Raw genomic sequence first — 17,384 nt, 5'->3', positions numbered from 1 at the left:
GACTTTCTCCTGCCGATCAGTTGCCCGAGGCTTCCGCCAGCCCTTCATTACGGTAACCGGTTATTAGCGCCAGCAACTCCGCTTCGGTCTGAGGCCCAAGACGCTGCTCCACCACTTCCCCTGCACTGTTGAGTAGCCAGCTGGAGGGCAGCCCCAGGGGACGTTCACGCCCCAACTCGGCAGCGGGGTCACGATCCAGTACCGGAAACTCGATGCCCATATCCCCAATCTGCCGGCCAAGCTCCGCAGGGGTATCGGCACCATCAAAGGAGACACCCAGTACCCGGACGCCATTATCGGCGTGATGAAGGCGGTTAAGTTCCGGGATCTCATGCCGGCAGGGCTCACACCACTGCGCCCAGTAATTGATCACCGTCCACCCCTCACCGGAGGTAGCCAACTCGACACTATGACCGTGCTGGTCATAAAAAGAGCTATCACTACAACCAATACTGATTAGACAACAAAGTACGAGTGGAACTATTCTCATGATATGCGCGTTTTTTGGCCAATCGTGCGACACTTGGAAGGCTAACCCGCCGACCAGGTGTGTCACATGTTACATAGCCGGATGGGGGAAGGAAACTTCTGTCGGGCAAGGATTGCAGCATGAACCTTAATAAAATGGAGCTGTACACTCCTGTGCAGGAGATCACACGCAGCACTCTGTTTGAAGCAACCCCTAAAGCGGTAAAACGCGAGCTGCAGGAGTTGCCCCTTGGCAATATCCCCGAATCGCTCAAACGATGCACCAGTATGCTGGCCCTGCTGAACCGAACCCGCGTGGCCCATAGCGACCGCATCGGTATTATGCAGAGTTTTGACTACAGCTACCGCATCTTCGAAAGTTACTTCCGCCCCAGTGTCTCCATCAAATACCTGCGACCTAAAAAGCAGGAGGAGGTCTCCAGCCTGCTGCAGCTAAAAGAGGAGATGGCCAACGGCTACAAGATCATCCTCAAGGAGTCGCTCAGTAATAGCGGTGGCGGACGGGAGCTGGCCGTTCAGATCTACATGAGCATCTACTATCTGGGACACTGCCTGCTGCACAGCTACGACAATTTCCAGCAACCCTCCCCCCAGCTGTGGAGCGAGATCAACCACCTTTACCATCTTGCCGAGCATCGACATCTGCACCAGGTAACCATGGGACAGGCGTTCGAACCGGTCACCGCCAATACCTCAGGCGACCTTTACAAGCAGCTGCTGATGCTGGAAGCCGCCAACCCCTACCACCTCAACAGCGGCGAGCATTGGGTGCTCTACAACTACCTGGGGCACTGGTCGAAGTACGTGATGCTCGACCGCAACCGCCCCGATGAGGGGCAGGACGAGTATTTTATGGTGGACCTGAACCAGGCCGAAAAGCCCTTCAGCAAGCACAGCCACCAGCCACCAGCCTCCTCCGAGCTACGGGTGATCAACAGCAAAAAATTGATCTCATTAACCGAGCAACACATCAACACCCTGGCTGCGGGTAGCAGCAGCACTGCCATTGGCATGCCCGCCTCGATCAACAGCGAACACGCCATCGAGCTGTTACAGCAGGTCTGCAACAGCTGGAAACAACTCAACTATCGCCAGGATCTGCGCATTCCGGTTAGCGCGATGGCCGGCATTGTCTGGGGGATTCACAGCATCCATCACCTGCTTTCCCCCGCCTCCATGGAAAGCGACCTTCGCACCCCCCAGAAAACCACCGGCAAGATGATGAACGAAAGCCACGGTGGATTTTGTGTGCGCCTCTCCCGCGCCGACCAGCAGAACCTCTATAACGGACAGGTGGTGGCCATGCGAAGCGATCGCCAATCCCACCCCCACTGGATTCTGGGCATTGTCCGCTGGCAACAGAGCACCCCCGATGCTCACAAGCTATTGGGTGTCGAGTACATCCGCGGCGCGGTCCGCCCCATCAAACTCTGCGCCCAGGACCGCCCCGGTCCCGGCGAAAACTATCGAACAGGGTTACTGGTGACCCAACGCAGTAACGGTCGGCAGCAGCACAGCGTACTCACGGCCAGCGGTGTGTACGACACCGGACGTGAAATCCACCTCGATGTTCCACAACAGGGCAAACAGTACGATGTGCGTGCCTCTGAGCTGCTGACCCGAACGCCCCTCATCGATCGCTTCAGTTTCCAGGCCGCCTGAGCTGCGATCCTGTCAGGCTATAACTCGAGGTGCCGAGTTGTGTTCTTTTCCGGTCGGCCTTCAGGACGGCGTATTCCTGTCCCTGGCCTCGACTTCAACGGCGGGAGATTCCTTGAACAGACCTGACAGGGAGGTGGAAAAGCGCTCCCTGCCCGCCGCATCAAAGCGCTGCAACTGCTCCAATAGTTCAGTAAGCCAGGAGGGCAGTGGCTCGCGGATAGCCTTAAGGGCATCAGCGGAGGGCAGCCCCCAGGGCAGCCTCCGTATCAGCGGCCAGAGTTCAACCGTTGCGAGGTTTCGGCTCAGGACCCAGTCCCCCTCCTCCTCCTCGCGTAATAATCCTTGATGGGCCAACGCTCGACAGCAACACTCCCACTGTTCCATGCTTATTGGCCGTCGCTGCTGGTAGAGTTCTCGGCCCATGGGCTTTCCCTCGGAAAACGCCCGGTCAAACGCTTCCAGCACCAACAGCGCCTGCAGGGTGTTGGGCAGAGGGTTACGAATCATGATCGCGGGCAGGTCGCTCAGGCTCCTGACCAGCTCCGCACCAATCAACACGATCAGCCACCCCAGATAGATCCACAAAAGAAACAGGGGAACCGCTGCGAAGGCTCCGTAGATCAGCTGATAGGAGGGCGAGAGGGAGATAAACAGCCCAAACAGCGCCTTTGCCACCTCCAGCATCAGCGACACCAGTACCCCCCCGACAAAGGCATGGCGAAAGAGCACCTTGCGGTTGGGTACCGCCATATAGATAAGGCAAAAAGCCGCCACACTCATGCAAAAGGGCAACACCTGGAATAGCCAGCTCCCCAACCCCAGCATCTCTGTGGTGTCGGTAAAGAGCTTAAGGGAAGTGACATAGGAGGTGAGCACAAACCCCAACCCCAGCAGCAGCGGTCCAAGACTGAGGATCGCCCAGTACAGTAGAAAACCAGAGAGTCCGCGGCGGCCCTGCTCTACCCGCCAGATAGCATTGAGCGCACTTTCGATGCTGCGCAGCATCAAAAAGGCGGTCACGATCAAAAACACTACACCGACAGCCGTCAGCTGGCGCGCCTGGTGGGAGAACCCTTCCAGGTACTGCTCCACTGTCGCCCCGGCCGAAGGCACAAAGTTCTGGAAGATATAACTCTGGATCTGCTCCCCTACCCCCTGAAAGGAGGGAATGGCAGAAAGCATGCTGTAGGTGACCGTCATCATGGGCACCACCGCAAACAGGGTAGTGTAGGTGAGTGCTGAGGCCCGCTGCAGACAGCCATCCTCGGCAAAGCGCCGCAACAGATAGCGCAGATAGTGCAGTGCGCTCTCAATCTTCACCATGTCGACCTTTCTCCATCCCTGCCAATCGTTCTAGAATAGCGTCCTAACCTGACCATGCCCCATCCCGCCCGTAGCGGGTAGGACTGGTTACCCCATCATGTCACGGCCGAGGTAACCCAGCAATGACCGACCTTGTCATCTACCACAATCCGCGCTGTTCCAAATCGCGCCAGACCCTACAGCTGCTCGAGGAGCGGGGACTCACCCCCTCTGTGGTGCTCTACCTTGAGACCCCGCCCGATGCCACCACCCTGAAAGGCCTGCTCAAACAGCTGGGCATGGACTCTGCTCGCCTGCTGATGCGTACCGGCGAGACGGAATACAGGGAGATGGGACTGAGCCGCCCCGACTGTTCCGAGCAGGAGCTGATCGAGGCGATGGTGCAGTGCCCCCGGCTGATTGAGCGCCCCATCGTGGTGAAAGGCGAGCAGGCCCGGGTGGGACGCCCACCGGAATCCGTTCTGGAGATTATTTGATGTCAGAGCCCTATGTACTGGTGCTTTACTACAGCCGTCACGGCGCCACCGCCGAGATGGCAAGCTGGATTGCCCGTGGCATTGAGCGCGAGTCCGGCATGGAGGCAAGGCTACGGACCGTGCCCGCAGTTTCTGCCCTGTGTGAGGCGAGCGAGCCGGCGATTCCCGAGTCCGGAGCGGTCTATTGCAGCGAAGAGGATCTGCGGCACTGCGCCGGGCTGGTACTTGGCAGCCCGACCCGTTTCGGCAATATGGCCGCGCCTCTCAAATACTTTATCGACAGCACCAGCGCCCTCTGGCTCACCGGCGCCCTGATCGACAAGCCGGCCGCCGCCTTCACCTCCACCTCCAGTCTGCATGGCGGTCAGGAGAGTACGCTGCTCAGTATGCTGCTCCCCCTGCTCCACCACGGCATGCTCTATTGCGGACTGCCCTACAGCGAAAGCGAATTGATGCGCACCACCAGCGGAGGCACCCCCTACGGCGCCAGCCACTTTGCAGGGGCCGACAACAGCCAGCCTTTGAGCCAGGAGGAGCAGCATCTCTGCCAGGCACTGGGACAACGGGTAGCCCGTATCGCCCTTCAGCTGCGAGGGGGCCGCCAGTGAGTATTGACCTCCTTGCCCGCAAGGCCCACAGGGCCCACGTCACCAGCCGACTGCTCTATCTGGCGCTGCTGGTCAGTATCAGCCTCTGGACCTTTATCATCGACCCGCCCAAGGTCGACCACTTACTGAGCGTCTGGCTGGTGCAGGCGGTTCCCCTGCTGCTGTTTCTGCCGGCGGTACTGAGCGGAGCCCCCAAGGCCCACGCCTGGCTCTGCTTCGTGGTGCTGTTCTACTTCACCGCCGGAGTACTGCACACCTTCGCTAACCCCTACGGCGCTTTCGGCTGGCTGGAGTCGATCCTCAGTACCCTGCTGTTCTGCAGCTCCATGATGTACGTACGCTGGAAATACCAACTGATCAACCGGCGCCAGGGGGCCTGACCCGATGCCCCCCTCTGCGATTCCAGCCCAAGGCGACGCAACGCCAGTGATCTCCATGACCGGGGTGACCTTTGCGTGGCCGGGTCAGGCCAGCCTCCTCGATATCGAGCGGCTGGAGATCGCTGCTGGTGAACGGGTCCTGATCCGCGGCCCCAGCGGCAGCGGAAAAACCAGCCTGCTGGGGCTGCTTGGGGGAGTCCTGCTTCCCAACCAAGGATCGATCAGCGTATTGGGACACCCCCTCGAAACACTGGGGAATGCCGAACGGGATCACCTGCGCAGCGACCACATCGGTTACATCTTCCAGATGTTCAACCTGCTGCCCTACCTGTCCCTGGTCGAGAACGTCGTACTGCCTACCCGCTTTAGTGGCCGCCGTAAGGAGCGGGCACTGGGCAGCGCCCCTTCGCTGCAGGCGGAAGCGTTGCGACTGCTGGAGCATCTCGGCCTCGGAGGATCCCCCGACCTGCTGGACAAACCGGTATCCGCATTAAGCATCGGACAGCAGCAGCGGGTTGCTGCGGCCCGCGCCCTGATCGGTGCCCCTGAGCTGTTGATCGCCGATGAGCCCACCTCGGCACTGGACGCCGACTCCCGAGAGCGCTTCCTGCGTCTGCTGTTCGATGAGTGCGCCGCGGCCCACTCGACCCTGCTGTTTGTCAGCCATGACCGCAGCCTGGAGCCCCTCTTCTCAAGGGTGATTGATCTCCCCCAGCTAAATAGGGCCCACCCGCGGAGTACCATAGCCTGATGTCCATCATTCCACTGGCCTGGAAAAGCCTGCTTAACCGCCGCACGACGGCGCTGCTGACACTGGTCTCTATTGCCATCAGCGTAGCCCTGCTGCTGGGGGTGGAGAAGCTGCGCACCGAAGCCAAGCGCAGTTTCACACAAACCCTGTCGGGTACCGACCTGGTCGTTGGGGCTCGTACCGGACCGATCCAGCTGATGCTCTACTCCATTTTCCGCATCGGTGACGCCACTAACTCCATCTCCTGGGAGAGTTATGAGCAGATCAACGCCAACCCCCGGGTCGCCTGGACGATTCCCCTTTCCCTAGGGGATTCCCATCGCGGATACCGGGTATTGGGCACCAACGACCAGTACCTGGCGTACTACCGTTATGGTAACCGTACCTCTCTGCAGCTGGCCGAGGGCAGTTGGTTTAAGGATATCCAGGATGCCGTGATCGGTGCCGAGGTCGCACGCGCGCTGGGCTACGGTATCGATGACCCGGTGGTACTGGCCCATGGCACCGGTCGCGTCAGTTTCGTCCACCACGACGACCAACCCTTTCGGGTCAGCGGCGTCCTGGCCCCCACCGGCACCCCGGTAGACCAGACCATTCATGTTTCCCTGGAGGCGATCGAACTGATCCATGAGGACTGGGATAGCGGAACCCGCGCCCCCTCTCCCTCATCCACAGAGCGGCGCCAGCGCGTGCAAGAAGCCGAGCACCAGCACGAGACGGAGCACGAGCACGAACAGGAGCTCGAAAAAGGACAGGACAAGGAACACGCCCATCACCACGCACTCGAGCCGGGCTCCATCACCGCCGCACTGGTGGGGCTAAAATCCCGTGCCACGACCCTGTTGGTGCAACGTGAGATCAACGAATACAGGGGGGAGCCCCTGCTGGCCATTATCCCCGGCGTCACCCTCCGTCAGCTATGGAGTCTGGTCGGGGCCGTCGAACAGGCGCTACTCCTGATCTCCAGCCTGGTGGTGATCGCCGGCTTGATCGGTATGCTGACCAGCCTTCTGACCTCGTTGAATGAGCGACGCCGGGAGATGGCGATCCTGCGCGCACTGGGTGCGCGTCCGCGGCACATCTTCTCGCTGATGCTGTGCGAGTCGGTACTCCTGGCCGGCGCCGGTAGCCTGCTGGGGGCTGGAGTGCTCTACCTCATGCTGCTGGCCCTGCAACCGCTGATCAGCCAGGCCTATGGCATTGAGATTGCCATCAGCGCGCCTACGGCCTATGACCTGGGCATACTCACCGCTGTTATTCTGGGAGCCCTTATCGTAGGGCTCTTGCCCGCCTGGCGCGCCTATCGACAATCCCTCAGTGATGGGCTGAGTCCTCGCACCTGAACCGGCCCCACGCCGCGGAGAACCATGAAACCGATCCCGACCCTGACCCTGCTTCTGACCCTGCTATCCTCCCTGGCACTGGCCGATGTCCGCACCCTGGACTGGCTCGATCTGGTTCCGCAAACCCAGGTGGAAGCGGTGCTGGCCGAGCGCAATGCCAACTACCACGACCTGGAGGCCATGACCGAACAGATGATCGAGGAGGCCAAGGCGCGTATCGAGGGGTTGCAGCGCAGCCCGCAACTGGTGACCGAGCTGGACCAGCAGCGAATTCGCATTCCGGGCTATGTGGTTCCGCTGGAATTCGGTGACGACGAGGTGATCCGCGAGCTGCTTCTGGTACCCTACTTTGGCGCCTGCATCCATGTGCCGCCCCCGCCCCCCAACCAGATCATCCATGTCCGTTATCCGCAAGGACTCTCCGCCGACGCCCTCTACGACCCCTTCTGGGTGGAGGGGGTGCTCAGCATCCAGGGCTACGACTCGGAACTGGGTAGCGCGGGTTACTCCATGACAGCCGAGCGCATCGAGCTGTACACCCAGTAAGCCGACAACAAACCCTAAAGCCCCGCGCCGGGACTGCGGCCCTTACCAGCCCATCACCTGCTTGATGAAGGGCAGCGTCAATCGCCGCTTATCCCTCAGGGAGGCATTGTCGAGCAGCTCCAGCACGTTAAAGAGGGCTCCCATCCCCCGGGCACTGCGGGACAGGATATAGCGCGCCAGCTCCTCGCTCAGCTCGAGCCCCCGGTTACGGGCTCGCAGGATAAGGGCTTCACACTTGCGCTCATCGTCCAGTGGCTGCACCTGAAACACCAGCCCCCAGCCCAGGCGGGAGACCAGGTCCGGTAGCTGTATCCCCATCTTGGCGGGGGTCTGCCGGGCCCCGATCAATAACCGGGTACCACTTTCCCGCACGCGGTTAAACAGGTGAAACAGTCCCTCCTCCCACACGGCGGAGCCGGCGACCTGCTGAAGGTCATCGATACAGACCAGATCCAGATTCTCCAGCCCATCCAGCAGCGTCGCCGGATAATCATCCAGCTCCGCCAGCGGCAGGTAGACACTGCTTTGCCCACTCAACTGTGCCTGGTGACAGGCGGCCTCCAGCAGGTGGCTAACGCCGACTCCAGGATTGCCGTAGAGGTAGAACAGCAATTCCTGGTCTCCCGCCTCTTGGCGGCGGGGATCGAGCATAGCCAGCAGGGTACCGTTATCCCCCCCGACAAAGTTATCGAAAGTGGCGTCATCGCGCAGGCGAATGCCCAGGGGGAGTTGCACAGGATGGCTCATAGCAGAAGCAGCTTAATTCTCATTGGTCCGTTCGTGGGTGTCCGCGTGGTACAGGTGGCTTTGCCGGTAGTGATCATGCAGATGGCGCAACAACACCACGATCACCGCCCCCACCGGCAGCGCCAGTAGTATGCCGGTAAAACCAAACAGCTGCCCGCCCGCCATTATGGCAAAAATAACCGCCACCGGGTGCAGTCCGATGCGATCCCCCACCAGCATGGGCGTCAGCACCATCCCCTCCAGCAACTGTCCCACCATGAAAACGGCGCCGATCAACAGCAGGGGAAGGTAGCCGTCAAACTGGAACAGGCCCGCGATCAAGGCAGCGCCAATCCCCAGGATAAAGCCCATATAGGGAACGATACTGGCCAGCCCCGCCAGCAGGCCGATCACCAGCGCGAGCTTGAGTCCAACCCACCATAAGCCTACGGAGTAGATCAGCCCAAGGCAGATCATCACCACCATCTGTCCCTTAAGGAAGGCTCCCAGCACCTCGTCGCATTCCAGTGCCAGCTTGCCCACCACGGGTTGCAGGTTAAGCGGAAGCAGATCCGACAGTTTGGCCATCAGGATATCCCAGTCCCGCAACAGGTAAAATGCCACCACTGGAATCAACACCAGGTTCGCCAGCCAACCCGCAAAGGCGAGCCCGGAGCGGGAGACCGACTGCACCCCACCCAGTAACAGATTACCGATCCCCTGCCAGCTTTCCTTAAGGCTGGCGACCACCGATGACAGCTGCCACTGCTCGGCGTCGGCCCCCAGATACGCCTTCAAACGAGGCATCAGGTACTGCTCCAGTCCGCGAATCCAGTCGGGCAGGTTGGTAACCAGATACTTCAGCTGAACCCCCAGCAAGGGGATCACAATCAGCAGCACCGCCAGCAGAATGAGTGTCATCACAGCGAACACACCGACCACCGCACCGGTCCGGGACCAGCCGTAGGCCTCCAGCCGATCTGCGACCGGATCACCCAGGTAGGCCAGTATCATGGCCACCAGGAAAGGAGCCAGTATCGGGCTGAGCAGATAGACCAGGCCGCCGGTCGTCACCAGGATACCCAGCAAAAACCAGCGCTGGGAGAGTGTCATTCCCCGCTGCTGATTTGCTGTCTCCTCGCTGCCACTCAAGGGCGCACCTGCCACTGGTAGTAGAGCGAACGGCTACCCTGGGGTTCCTCGGCATTGCGTTCAACCTCCGGCAGCATCTGCTGTTCCAGCGCAATCACCTCCTGCAGTTGCTGCAGGCTACCATCGATGGTCAGGTGAAGGGTGAGCTGGTCGCCCCTTACCTCCATCGGTTTGGCGCTGCGTACCGCCGTCAGCTTCTGCAGGTAGTCAATCGCCTGGGCATAAGCCTCAACACTCTTGACTCCCCCCAGCACCAGCCGGGCAGGAATCTCGGAGGCCTCTCCCAGACGCACCGCATAGCGGCTGGCCAACTCACGCACGGCAAGATCCACCCCACGTTCGACCAGCTCTGCCTCGGAGGAGGCTTTCACATCCAGGCTGACCCGCTCTCCACGCAGGATCATCATCCAGCGGCCCACCCACTGGGTCGCCGACGCCCGGTAATAGCGCCCCGCGAGGATGGCTCCAGGGTTGTAGCGTTGCGATGCCTCACTGATCGGCTCCGCAAAAAGGCCCCACAGATCGGTGTCGCTGATTGCGGTTCGATCATCGATATCCATCAGCGGCAGCATCAACGGCAATCCGCGCGACTCCCCGGCAGCGCTCAAGGCCTCGATCACCGGTTCAGTGCCACCACTGGCGACTATCCGGCGCTTGCCGCGGGACTCCTCCACCAACCACACCAGTACCGAGGGGCGATTGGCCCCCCAGATGGGAAGATCCAGCTCCCGTGCCAGGCGGGTAACCCCGGCGGGGTCAAAGCTGACCCGCATCCAGCTGGCCGGAATCGCCTCGCCCTGCTCGTTGGGCAGGGTCCTGTCGCTGTCCCTATAGGCGAAAGTACGGGCAAAGCGACCCGCATCGCCGATCCGGCCCAGCAGAGCGTCGTCCGCTGTCAGCTGGCCTCCCGACAGCTTACCCAGCACCTGCACCAGTGCCTGCTGCATGCCCTGGGTACGGAACTCAGCATCCTGGCCGGGGACCAGTACCTCCGCACTGTAAAGAGTATCCACCAGCTCGGCCCGGGCCGATGACTGCCAACCCAGCGCCAGCATCCCCCACAGCAGGAGCGCGCACCAGGGTTTCACGGTTTGATCCATAAGGAGGTAGTTCCCTGAGAGTAAAAGCCCTATTTTGCCACAGATTCGATGGCAGGCATCCCTGTTCGGAACGGGAAACTGTTGTTAAAATAGCGCAGCCCCGGACCCGGGTCACATTTCCTCAACCGCTCCCAACCTTGCAGGCCCCTGAATGACCAGCCACAGCGATGCCAATAAGCCCTCCATCAGTTACAAAGACGCCGGTGTCGACATTGACGCCGGAAACCAGCTGGTTGAACGAATCAAAGGGGTTGCCAAGCGCACGCGTCGACCCGAGGTGATGGCGGGACTGGGCGGTTTCGGTGCCCTGTGCGAGCTGCCCAAGGGCTATAAGGAGCCGGTACTGGTATCCGGTACCGACGGCGTTGGTACCAAGCTGGCGCTGGCCATGAAGCTGAACAAGCACGACACCATCGGCATCGACCTGGTGGCCATGTGCGTGAACGACCTGATCGTGGCCGGTGCCGAGCCCCTCTTTTTCCTCGACTACTACGCCACCGGCCACCTCAACGTGGAGGTCGCCGCCCAGGTGGTAACCGGCATCGGCGCCGGCTGTGAGCTGGCTGGCTGCGCCCTGGTTGGGGGAGAGACCGCCGAGATGCCCGGCATGTACGAAGGCGAGGATTACGACCTGGCCGGTTTTTGCGTCGGCGTGGCCGAGAAATCACGCCTGATCGACGGCAGCCAGGTGAAAAGCGGTGACCTGCTGATCGCCCTGCCCTCCTCCGGCCCTCACTCCAACGGTTACTCCCTGATCCGCAAGATTCTTGAGGTAGCTAACAGCGACCTGAGCCAGCCGATGGGCGACAAGACACTGGCGGAGGCCCTGATGGAGCCCACCCGCATCTACGTTAAACCCTTGCTGCGCCTGATTCGCGAGTCCCAGGTCAACGCGCTGTCACACATCACCGGTGGCGGCCTGCTGGAGAACATTCCCCGCGTACTGCCGGACAGCTGCAAGGCGGTGATCGACACCGGCAGCTGGAAACGCCCCGAGGTGTTCCAGTGGCTGCAGGAGCAGGGCAACGTCGAGGAGCGGGAGATGTACCGGACCCTCAATTGCGGCGTGGGCATGGTCATTGTCGTCCCCAGCGCACAGCGCGACAGCGCCCTTGCACTGCTGGCCGAAGAGGGCGAGTCGCCCTGGGTGATCGGTGAGATCGCCGAGCGGGCGGTAGACGAGGAGCAGGTTGAGCTGCGCGGACTCTAGGGAATCATCAAGCATGGCAACCAGAACGGTAGTGATCATCTCCGGTAGCGGCAGTAACCTGCAAGCCCTGATCGATCGCGCAGAGGAGATCGGTATCGAAATCTGCGGGGTGATCAGCAACCGCGAAGACGCCTACGGCCTGCAACGCGCGCAGCGCGCAGGCATCGCTACCGCTTTGGTGGACCACCGCCAGTTCGACTCGCGCGAAAGCTTTGATGCCACCCTGGCTGAAACCATCGACGGCATGCAGGCCGAACTGGTTATCCTGGCCGGCTTTATGCGCATACTGACCCCGGAGTTCACACGCCGCTACGAGGGACGGATGCTCAATATCCACCCCTCACTGCTGCCCAAGTATCGTGGGCTTCACACCCACAAGCGTGCCCTTGAGGCCGGTGAGCAGTGGCACGGGGCGACGATTCACTTCGTCACCGAAGAGCTCGACGGCGGCGCCAACATTATCCAGGCCCCGGTGGCCATCAACAGCAGCGACTCCGAGGAGACCCTCGCGGCGCGGGTGCATGGTGTGGAACACCGCATCTACCCTCTCGCAGCCCAGTGGTTTGCCGAAGGGAGGCTGCGCCTGCAGGAGGGAAGAGCCTACCTCGATGGCGCACCACTGCCCACCGAAGGCTATCAGTACCACGACTAGGCCGGCACCATGACCAAGCCGCCTTGGCGGCTTGGTCGCTGCGCGCTACTATGGCCCTCTCCAGCTTTGGATACCGCCATGGGCATTGCCAACCACCTCCGACTCCTGCCACTCCTGCTGCTGCCACTCACGGCCCAGGCCCTGCAGCCCTATGAGGCGACCTACAGCGCCACCTACTACGGCCAAACCGGCGAAGCCAGTAGCAGCCTGACCCGGAATGCGGACGGCAGTTTTACCACCCGCTTCAATACCGATATCAGCGTTCTCTTTATCAAGTTTTACCAGCACCAGAGCTCCGACTTCCAACTGCAGGGCGAGCAGGTGGTCCCCCTCCACTACCGCTATAGCGGCACCCGCTCCAGGGAGGTCAACGACCTGCGGTTTGACTGGGAAGAGCAGCGTGCCGTTGAACAGGGCAACCCCGGCTGGAGCATAGCGATCAACGCTGCCGTTCAGGATGAGCTGAGTTACCAGGAGCAGTTGCGCCTGGACCTCAGGCGTAGGCACCAGCCCCTCGAATACCTTGTCGTTGAGGAAGCCGAGCGGCTGAAGTTGCTGCGCTTTGAGCGTCAGGGGGCTGAGCGACTGCAAACCCCCTGGGGTGCGGTCGATACGGTCCGCGTCAAGCGCATTCGTGGCAAGGACAAGGATCGTGAAACCCTGCTCTGGTTTGCCCCCGAATGGGACTACCTGCTGGTACGCATCGAGCACACCGAACGTGGCAGCGGCTACCGGATTGAGCTCAAGTCGGCCACACTGGACGGTACGCACCTGTCACCCCCCAACCCCAACACCCCCTAAGGAGATCCATATGCGCCTCTTACACACCATGCTCCGCGTTGGCGACCTCGATCGCTCCATCGACTTTTACACCCGCATCCTGGGCATGAAACTGCTTCGAAAATCCGACAATGCCGAGTACAAGTACACCCTGGCCTTTGTCGGTTACGGTGATGAAAGCGAGGGGGCGGTGATTGAGCTGACCTACAACTGGGGAACCGACAGCTACGACCACGGCAACGCCTTCGGCCATATTGCCCTGTCGGCGGATGATATCTATGCGACCTGCGATCGCATCCGCGAGGCCGGCGGCGTGATCAGCCGGGAACCGGGCCCCGTACTGGGGGGGACCACCGAGATCGCCTTTGTCCGCGACCCCGATGGTTACGCCATCGAGTTGATTGCCAGCTCATCCTCCAGCAAGGGATTAAAGGGGTAGGGAAACCTCCCGGGCACAAAAAACGGCCCGCACATCCTTTGATTGCTACCGCGACCCACAGGGACTTGGGGAGTGCCGGCCTGGCAGGAGCATTGGCCAGCCCGTTCATCCTGTACATAAAAAAAGGCCTCTTACGAGGCCTTTTTCCGTATCGGAGAGAATCACTTCAAGGGGCTACGACCCTTCTTGGCGGCAATCCGCATCCGCAAGGCGTTCAGCTTGATGAAGCCACCGGCATCGCCCTGGTCATAAGCGCCGGCATCATCCTCAAAGGTCGCAATGCTCTCATCGAACAGCGTATCCTTGGACTTACGCCCGACCACGATCACATTCCCCTTGTAGAGCTTCAGGCGAACCTTACCGTTTACATAGCGCTGGGAGTTGTCGATCATCTGCTGCAGCATCTCCCGCTCGGGAGACCACCAGTAACCGTTGTAGATCAGCTTCGCGTAACGGGGCATCAGTTCGTCTTTGAGGTGAGCCACCTCGCGGTCGAGGGTGATCGATTCGATCGCCCGGTGCGCCTTCAGCATAATGGTGCCGCCAGGGGTTTCATAGCAGCCCCGGGCTTTCATTCCCACGTAACGGTTTTCGACGATATCCACACGGCCGATGCCATTGGCACCCCCCACCTGATTGAGGTGCGCCAGCACCTGGGCAGGCGACATCTTTTCGCCATTGATGGCCACGATGTCTCCATGACGGTAGTCGAGCTCAATGTAGGTAGGCTCGTTGGGCGCCTCCTCCGGCGATACACTCCACAGCCACATATCCTCTTCCGGCTCATTCCAGGGGCTCTCCAGCAAACCACCCTCGTAGGAGATGTGCAGCAGGTTGGCATCCATGGAGTAGGGCGACTTTTTGCCCTGCTTGTTCTCAACCGGGATATTGTGCTGTTCGCAATAGGCCAGCAGGCTCTCCCGCGAATTGAGATCCCAGTCGCGCCAGGGGGCGATCACCTGAATACCCGGCTTGAGGGCATAAGCACCCAGTTCAAATCGAACCTGGTCATTACCCTTGCCGGTCGCACCATGGGCAATGGCATCGGCACCGGTCTCATTGGCGATCTCAACCAGGCGCTTGGCAATCAGGGGACGTGCGATGGAGGTGCCCAGCAGATACTCACCTTCGTAGATGGTATTGGCTCGGAACATCGGGAAAACGAAATCTCGGACAAACTCTTCTCGCAGGTCATCAATGAAGATCTCCTTGATGCCCATTGCCTCTGCTTTGCGGCGGGCCGGCTCAAGCTCTTCGCCCTGCCCCAGGTCAGCCGTAAAGGTGACCACTTCACACTGATAGGTGTCCTCCAGCCACTTGGCGATAACGGAGGTATCCAACCCCCCGGAGTACGCCAGGACCACTTTATTAATGCTTTTCATCGAGTTTTCCCACTCTCCCTACTGTTTGTTTCCGAGCCTCTCTCCTCTCCTGGGGTCGACTATCCGCCGCGGCCAAACGCGCACATAAGGCGGTTACCGATCGCCAACACCCAATAAAAGGCAGAGTATTCTAAACGCCCACGCCGGGAAATCCCAGCCCGTCAGGGGATTCGGGGCCATTTTCCCGGTTTTCTTTTGTTACTGGGGGCCGAGGGGGGGGGAGGCCGGCCCGGCGATGGAGGCGCTTCGATCCGCTTAGCTGTCGAAGCTCTCCTCCTTATCGAGGCGGATGGTGACACGGCGGTTACGGGCACGGTTGGTTGCGGTGCTGTTACTGGCAACCGGATAGCGCTCACCGTGGAATCGCAACAGGATCATATCGGTTGGCAAGCCGCGCTTTTGCAGGTAGTCACGCACCGCCTCGGCACGCTCCTTCGACAGTTCGCGGTTCGCCAGGCGGCGCCCCCGGTTGTCGGTATGGCCATCGATGTAAATGGTGCTGACCGTAGGGTCCGCTTTCACATAGATCACAATATTGGTAAGGGTCTCCAGCGCATCATCCCTGAGCTGGGATTTCCCAGTATCAAAGAGTACGGTCGAGCGTTGAATCTGGTCGAAGTTAACCGGCAGAAGCTGCGACAGGCACCCCACATACTGCTGGTAGACGGGCTGGAAGTTAACCGGCGACAGCTCCACCGCAACCGGCTGCTTACTGTCGTACCAGGCCAGCCTATGCAGGGTCGGCTGCATGCCACCGTAGAGCTGGGCCAGCATGGAGCTCGGCAAGGGGCCCTGTAGCGCTACCGCCTGACGACCACCACTGACCGGAACCGAACCCAGCTCCTGCACCGCTGCACCAATGCGCCAGGGAGGGGGTTCCGAGGTCATCTCTGCACGCCCCTTGCGCATCGGGCGGTGCCAGCTGTCGAGATAGAAGCTGACCCGTTCACCCGCGCGGTGGGAAAACACCGCTTCACCATAGTTGGGGATGGCATGGGAGAGACGACATTCAAACACCGAGGCCTCGAGGCGCCAGACCGAATTGTCCATCGGCGCGCTGAAGGTGACAGCGTAGGCGGGCATACCCGTCAGTGCCAGCATCGCTAGCACCCCCAACCAATGAGAAAAACGCACGTGACGGCTCACAGCCCACCCCTGAAAAATTGTTATCGTCTGGAGTATCGGCCTGGGGCAAAAAAACTTTACCTGCATTTTATTATCCAGGAACGTTAGCCCTGCCGGCTGGCGCCTATCGAAATGGTCCTCTTTGCGGTAGGATGCGCATCAGCTGACTGATCGAAACCAAGGCACCGTCATGACCGACACACTCACCCTGATTCGCCCCGACGACTGGCATCTTCACCTGCGCGATGGTGCGGCCTTGAGGCACACCGTTGCCGATGCCGCCCGCTACTTTGGCCGTGCTATTGTGATGCCCAACCTGACGCCTCCCGTCACCCGGCTTGAGGGAGCACTGGCCTACCGGGAGCGGATCATGGCCCAACGGCCGGACGGCAGCGACTGGCAACCCCTGATGGTGCTCTACCTGACCGACAACACCAGCCCCGGCGACATCCGCGAAGCCCACGCCAGTGGTATGGTGACCGCCGCCAAACTCTATCCCGCCGGTGCCACCACCAATTCGGCTTCGGGCGTCACCTCCCTGGAACGGATCTACCCGGCACTGGAGGCGATGGCCGAAACCGGCATGCCACTGCTGGTGCACGGAGAAGTGACTCACGACAGCATCGACATCTTCGACCGGGAGGCGGCTTTTATTGACCAGCAGCTGGCGCCACTGCGGGTACGCTACCCTCAGCTGCGTATCGTTTTCGAACACATTACCACCGCCGACGCAGCCCAGTTTGTACTCAGCGCCGAGTCCAATGTGGGGGCCACCATCACCCCCCAGCACCTGATGTATAACCGTAACCACCTGCTGGTCGGAGGTATCAAACCTCACTTCTACTGCTTGCCGGTACTCAAGCGCAACCGTCACCAGCAAGCCCTGCGCGATGTCGTGACCCGCGGTGACTCCCGCTTTTTCCTCGGTACCGACTCGGCACCCCACGCCCAGTCAGCCAAGGAGAGCAGCTGCGGCTGTGCCGGCTGTTACAGCGCCCACGCCGCCATCGAGCTCTACGCAGAGGTGTTTGAAGAGCTGGGAGTGCTGGACAAGCTGGAGGCCTTTGCCAGCTTTAACGGTCCCGATTTCTACCGCCTGCCCCGCAACAGTGACCGGATCACCCTGAGCCGCCAGCCCTGGCAGGTTCCCCAGGTACTGGAGCTTGGTGAGCAGCCCCTGGTTCCCCTCAAAGCAGGAGAGACTGTGCGCTGGAAGGTAACGGCGGGGAGCTTCGCGTGA

19 protein-coding genes are annotated in these 17,384 nt (G+C 60.8%); 12 read left to right on the top strand and 7 right to left on the bottom strand.

The annotated features are described in order from the left end of the window. Window positions 1–16: 16 nt before the first annotated feature. Entirely contained in the window at window positions 17–490 is a 474-nt protein-coding gene (locus D0544_RS03295; RefSeq protein WP_125014586.1) for a TlpA family protein disulfide reductase, read from the bottom strand. Window positions 491–609: 119 nt separating this feature from the next. On the opposite strand from D0544_RS03295, the gene D0544_RS03290 reads away from it, so the two are divergent. Continuing rightward, window positions 610–2,151, top strand: coding sequence for a hypothetical protein (locus D0544_RS03290; RefSeq protein WP_125014585.1), 1,542 nt, complete (start codon window positions 610–612; stop codon window positions 2,149–2,151). 60 nt (window positions 2,152–2,211) lie between these two features. On the opposite strand, the gene D0544_RS03285 is transcribed toward D0544_RS03290, so the two are convergent. Then, on the bottom strand, window positions 2,212–3,474 hold the full coding sequence (locus D0544_RS03285; RefSeq protein ID WP_125014584.1) for a YihY family inner membrane protein: 1,263 nt from the start codon (window positions 3,472–3,474) through the stop codon (window positions 2,212–2,214). Between the two features lie 122 nt (window positions 3,475–3,596). Between D0544_RS03285 and arsC the strand changes: the two genes are divergently transcribed. From arsC to D0544_RS03255, 6 genes are read left to right on the top strand one after another with little or no spacing between them, the layout of a single operon-like run. After that, the gene (arsC, locus tag D0544_RS03280; RefSeq protein ID WP_125014583.1) at window positions 3,597–3,950 is read left to right on the top strand and encodes an arsenate reductase (glutaredoxin); all 354 of its coding nucleotides are present in this window, start codon (window positions 3,597–3,599) and stop codon (window positions 3,948–3,950) included. Continuing rightward, window positions 3,950–4,558, top strand: coding sequence for an NAD(P)H:quinone oxidoreductase (gene wrbA / locus D0544_RS03275; RefSeq protein ID WP_125014582.1), 609 nt, complete (start codon window positions 3,950–3,952; stop codon window positions 4,556–4,558). Before arsC ends, wrbA begins: the two co-directional genes overlap by 1 nt. Continuing rightward, the gene (locus D0544_RS03270; protein ID WP_164880811.1) at window positions 4,555–4,938 is read left to right on the top strand and encodes a DUF2069 domain-containing protein; all 384 of its coding nucleotides are present in this window, start codon (window positions 4,555–4,557) and stop codon (window positions 4,936–4,938) included. Before wrbA ends, D0544_RS03270 begins: the two co-directional genes overlap by 4 nt. Before the next feature lie 4 nt (window positions 4,939–4,942). Next, window positions 4,943–5,689, top strand: coding sequence for an ATP-binding cassette domain-containing protein (locus tag D0544_RS03265; protein WP_125014580.1), 747 nt, complete (start codon window positions 4,943–4,945; stop codon window positions 5,687–5,689). After that, a complete protein-coding gene (locus tag D0544_RS03260; protein ID WP_125014579.1) occupies window positions 5,689–7,032 on the top strand; it encodes an ABC transporter permease in 1,344 nt (447 codons plus the stop codon). Before D0544_RS03265 ends, D0544_RS03260 begins: the two co-directional genes overlap by 1 nt. A gap of 24 nt (window positions 7,033–7,056) precedes the next feature. Further along, window positions 7,057–7,578, top strand: a complete 522-nt coding sequence (locus D0544_RS03255) for a DUF3299 domain-containing protein (protein ID WP_125014578.1) — start codon at window positions 7,057–7,059, stop codon at window positions 7,576–7,578. 42 nt (window positions 7,579–7,620) lie between these two features. Here D0544_RS03255 and hda read toward each other — a convergent pair whose 3' ends face one another. Genes hda through D0544_RS03240 form a run of 3 tightly spaced genes read right to left on the bottom strand, consistent with a single transcriptional unit; the run spans window position 7,621 to window position 10,556 of the window. Next, window positions 7,621–8,325 carry a DnaA regulatory inactivator Hda gene (hda, locus tag D0544_RS03250; RefSeq protein ID WP_125014577.1) on the bottom strand — a complete coding sequence of 235 codons (705 nt, stop codon included), beginning with the start codon at window positions 8,323–8,325 and terminating at the stop codon, window positions 7,621–7,623. Between the two features lie 12 nt (window positions 8,326–8,337). After that, on the bottom strand, window positions 8,338–9,417 hold the full coding sequence (locus tag D0544_RS03245) for an AI-2E family transporter (protein ID WP_125014576.1): 1,080 nt from the start codon (window positions 9,415–9,417) through the stop codon (window positions 8,338–8,340). Window positions 9,418–9,452: 35 nt separating this feature from the next. Then, window positions 9,453–10,556: a DUF2066 domain-containing protein gene (locus tag D0544_RS03240; protein WP_125014575.1), complete on the bottom strand. Its 1,104-nt coding sequence runs from the start codon at window positions 10,554–10,556 to the stop codon at window positions 9,453–9,455. A 151-nt stretch (window positions 10,557–10,707) separates the two neighbouring features. Here D0544_RS03240 and purM point away from each other — a divergent pair, with 151 nt between their 5' ends. From purM to gloA, 4 genes are all read left to right on the top strand, one after another. Then, window positions 10,708–11,766 carry a phosphoribosylformylglycinamidine cyclo-ligase gene (gene purM, locus D0544_RS03235; protein ID WP_125014574.1) on the top strand — a complete coding sequence of 353 codons (1,059 nt, stop codon included), beginning with the start codon at window positions 10,708–10,710 and terminating at the stop codon, window positions 11,764–11,766. 13 nt (window positions 11,767–11,779) lie between these two features. Beyond that, complete coding sequence (gene purN, locus D0544_RS03230; RefSeq protein ID WP_125014573.1) at window positions 11,780–12,418, top strand: phosphoribosylglycinamide formyltransferase; 639 nt, start codon at window positions 11,780–11,782, stop codon at window positions 12,416–12,418. 78 nt (window positions 12,419–12,496) lie between these two features. Next, window positions 12,497–13,219: a DUF3108 domain-containing protein gene (locus tag D0544_RS03225; RefSeq protein WP_164880810.1), complete on the top strand. Its 723-nt coding sequence runs from the start codon at window positions 12,497–12,499 to the stop codon at window positions 13,217–13,219. 10 nt (window positions 13,220–13,229) lie between these two features. Beyond that, the gene (gene gloA / locus D0544_RS03220) at window positions 13,230–13,637 is read left to right on the top strand and encodes a lactoylglutathione lyase (protein WP_125014571.1); all 408 of its coding nucleotides are present in this window, start codon (window positions 13,230–13,232) and stop codon (window positions 13,635–13,637) included. A gap of 161 nt (window positions 13,638–13,798) precedes the next feature. On the opposite strand, the gene D0544_RS03215 is transcribed toward gloA, so the two are convergent. Beyond that, on the bottom strand, window positions 13,799–15,019 hold the full coding sequence (locus tag D0544_RS03215) for an argininosuccinate synthase (RefSeq protein ID WP_125014570.1): 1,221 nt from the start codon (window positions 15,017–15,019) through the stop codon (window positions 13,799–13,801). A gap of 255 nt (window positions 15,020–15,274) precedes the next feature. Next, a complete protein-coding gene (locus tag D0544_RS03210) occupies window positions 15,275–16,165 on the bottom strand; it encodes a flagellar protein MotY (protein WP_164880809.1) in 891 nt (296 codons plus the stop codon). Window positions 16,166–16,334: 169 nt separating this feature from the next. Here D0544_RS03210 and pyrC point away from each other — a divergent pair, with 169 nt between their 5' ends. Next, window positions 16,335–17,384: a dihydroorotase gene (gene pyrC / locus D0544_RS03205; protein ID WP_125014568.1), complete on the top strand. Its 1,050-nt coding sequence runs from the start codon at window positions 16,335–16,337 to the stop codon at window positions 17,382–17,384.

The sequence above is a fragment of the Aestuariirhabdus litorea genome (assembly GCF_003864255.1).
Taxonomy (GTDB): Bacteria; Pseudomonadota; Gammaproteobacteria; order Pseudomonadales; family Aestuariirhabdaceae; genus Aestuariirhabdus; species Aestuariirhabdus litorea.
This window is presented reverse-complemented; position numbering and strand designations above follow the sequence as displayed.

Coding starts and splice junctions, on each gene's coding strand:
- D0544_RS03295 (WP_125014586.1), bottom strand. CDS start 490: ATGAGAATAGTTCCACTCGTACTTTGTTGTCTAATCAGTATTGGTTGT.
- D0544_RS03290 (WP_125014585.1), top strand. CDS start 610: ATGAACCTTAATAAAATGGAGCTGTACACTCCTGTGCAGGAGATCACA.
- D0544_RS03285 (WP_125014584.1), bottom strand. CDS start 3,474: ATGGTGAAGATTGAGAGCGCACTGCACTATCTGCGCTATCTGTTGCGG.
- arsC (WP_125014583.1), top strand. CDS start 3,597: ATGACCGACCTTGTCATCTACCACAATCCGCGCTGTTCCAAATCGCGC.
- wrbA (WP_125014582.1), top strand. CDS start 3,950: ATGTCAGAGCCCTATGTACTGGTGCTTTACTACAGCCGTCACGGCGCC.
- D0544_RS03265 (WP_125014580.1), top strand. CDS start 4,943: ATGCCCCCCTCTGCGATTCCAGCCCAAGGCGACGCAACGCCAGTGATC.
- D0544_RS03260 (WP_125014579.1), top strand. CDS start 5,689: ATGTCCATCATTCCACTGGCCTGGAAAAGCCTGCTTAACCGCCGCACG.
- D0544_RS03255 (WP_125014578.1), top strand. CDS start 7,057: ATGAAACCGATCCCGACCCTGACCCTGCTTCTGACCCTGCTATCCTCC.
- hda (WP_125014577.1), bottom strand. CDS start 8,325: ATGAGCCATCCTGTGCAACTCCCCCTGGGCATTCGCCTGCGCGATGAC.
- D0544_RS03245 (WP_125014576.1), bottom strand. CDS start 9,417: ATGACACTCTCCCAGCGCTGGTTTTTGCTGGGTATCCTGGTGACGACC.
- D0544_RS03240 (WP_125014575.1), bottom strand. CDS start 10,556: ATGGATCAAACCGTGAAACCCTGGTGCGCGCTCCTGCTGTGGGGGATG.
- purM (WP_125014574.1), top strand. CDS start 10,708: ATGACCAGCCACAGCGATGCCAATAAGCCCTCCATCAGTTACAAAGAC.
- purN (WP_125014573.1), top strand. CDS start 11,780: ATGGCAACCAGAACGGTAGTGATCATCTCCGGTAGCGGCAGTAACCTG.
- D0544_RS03225 (WP_164880810.1), top strand. CDS start 12,497: ATGGGCATTGCCAACCACCTCCGACTCCTGCCACTCCTGCTGCTGCCA.
- gloA (WP_125014571.1), top strand. CDS start 13,230: ATGCGCCTCTTACACACCATGCTCCGCGTTGGCGACCTCGATCGCTCC.
- D0544_RS03215 (WP_125014570.1), bottom strand. CDS start 15,019: ATGAAAAGCATTAATAAAGTGGTCCTGGCGTACTCCGGGGGGTTGGAT.
- pyrC (WP_125014568.1), top strand. CDS start 16,335: ATGACCGACACACTCACCCTGATTCGCCCCGACGACTGGCATCTTCAC.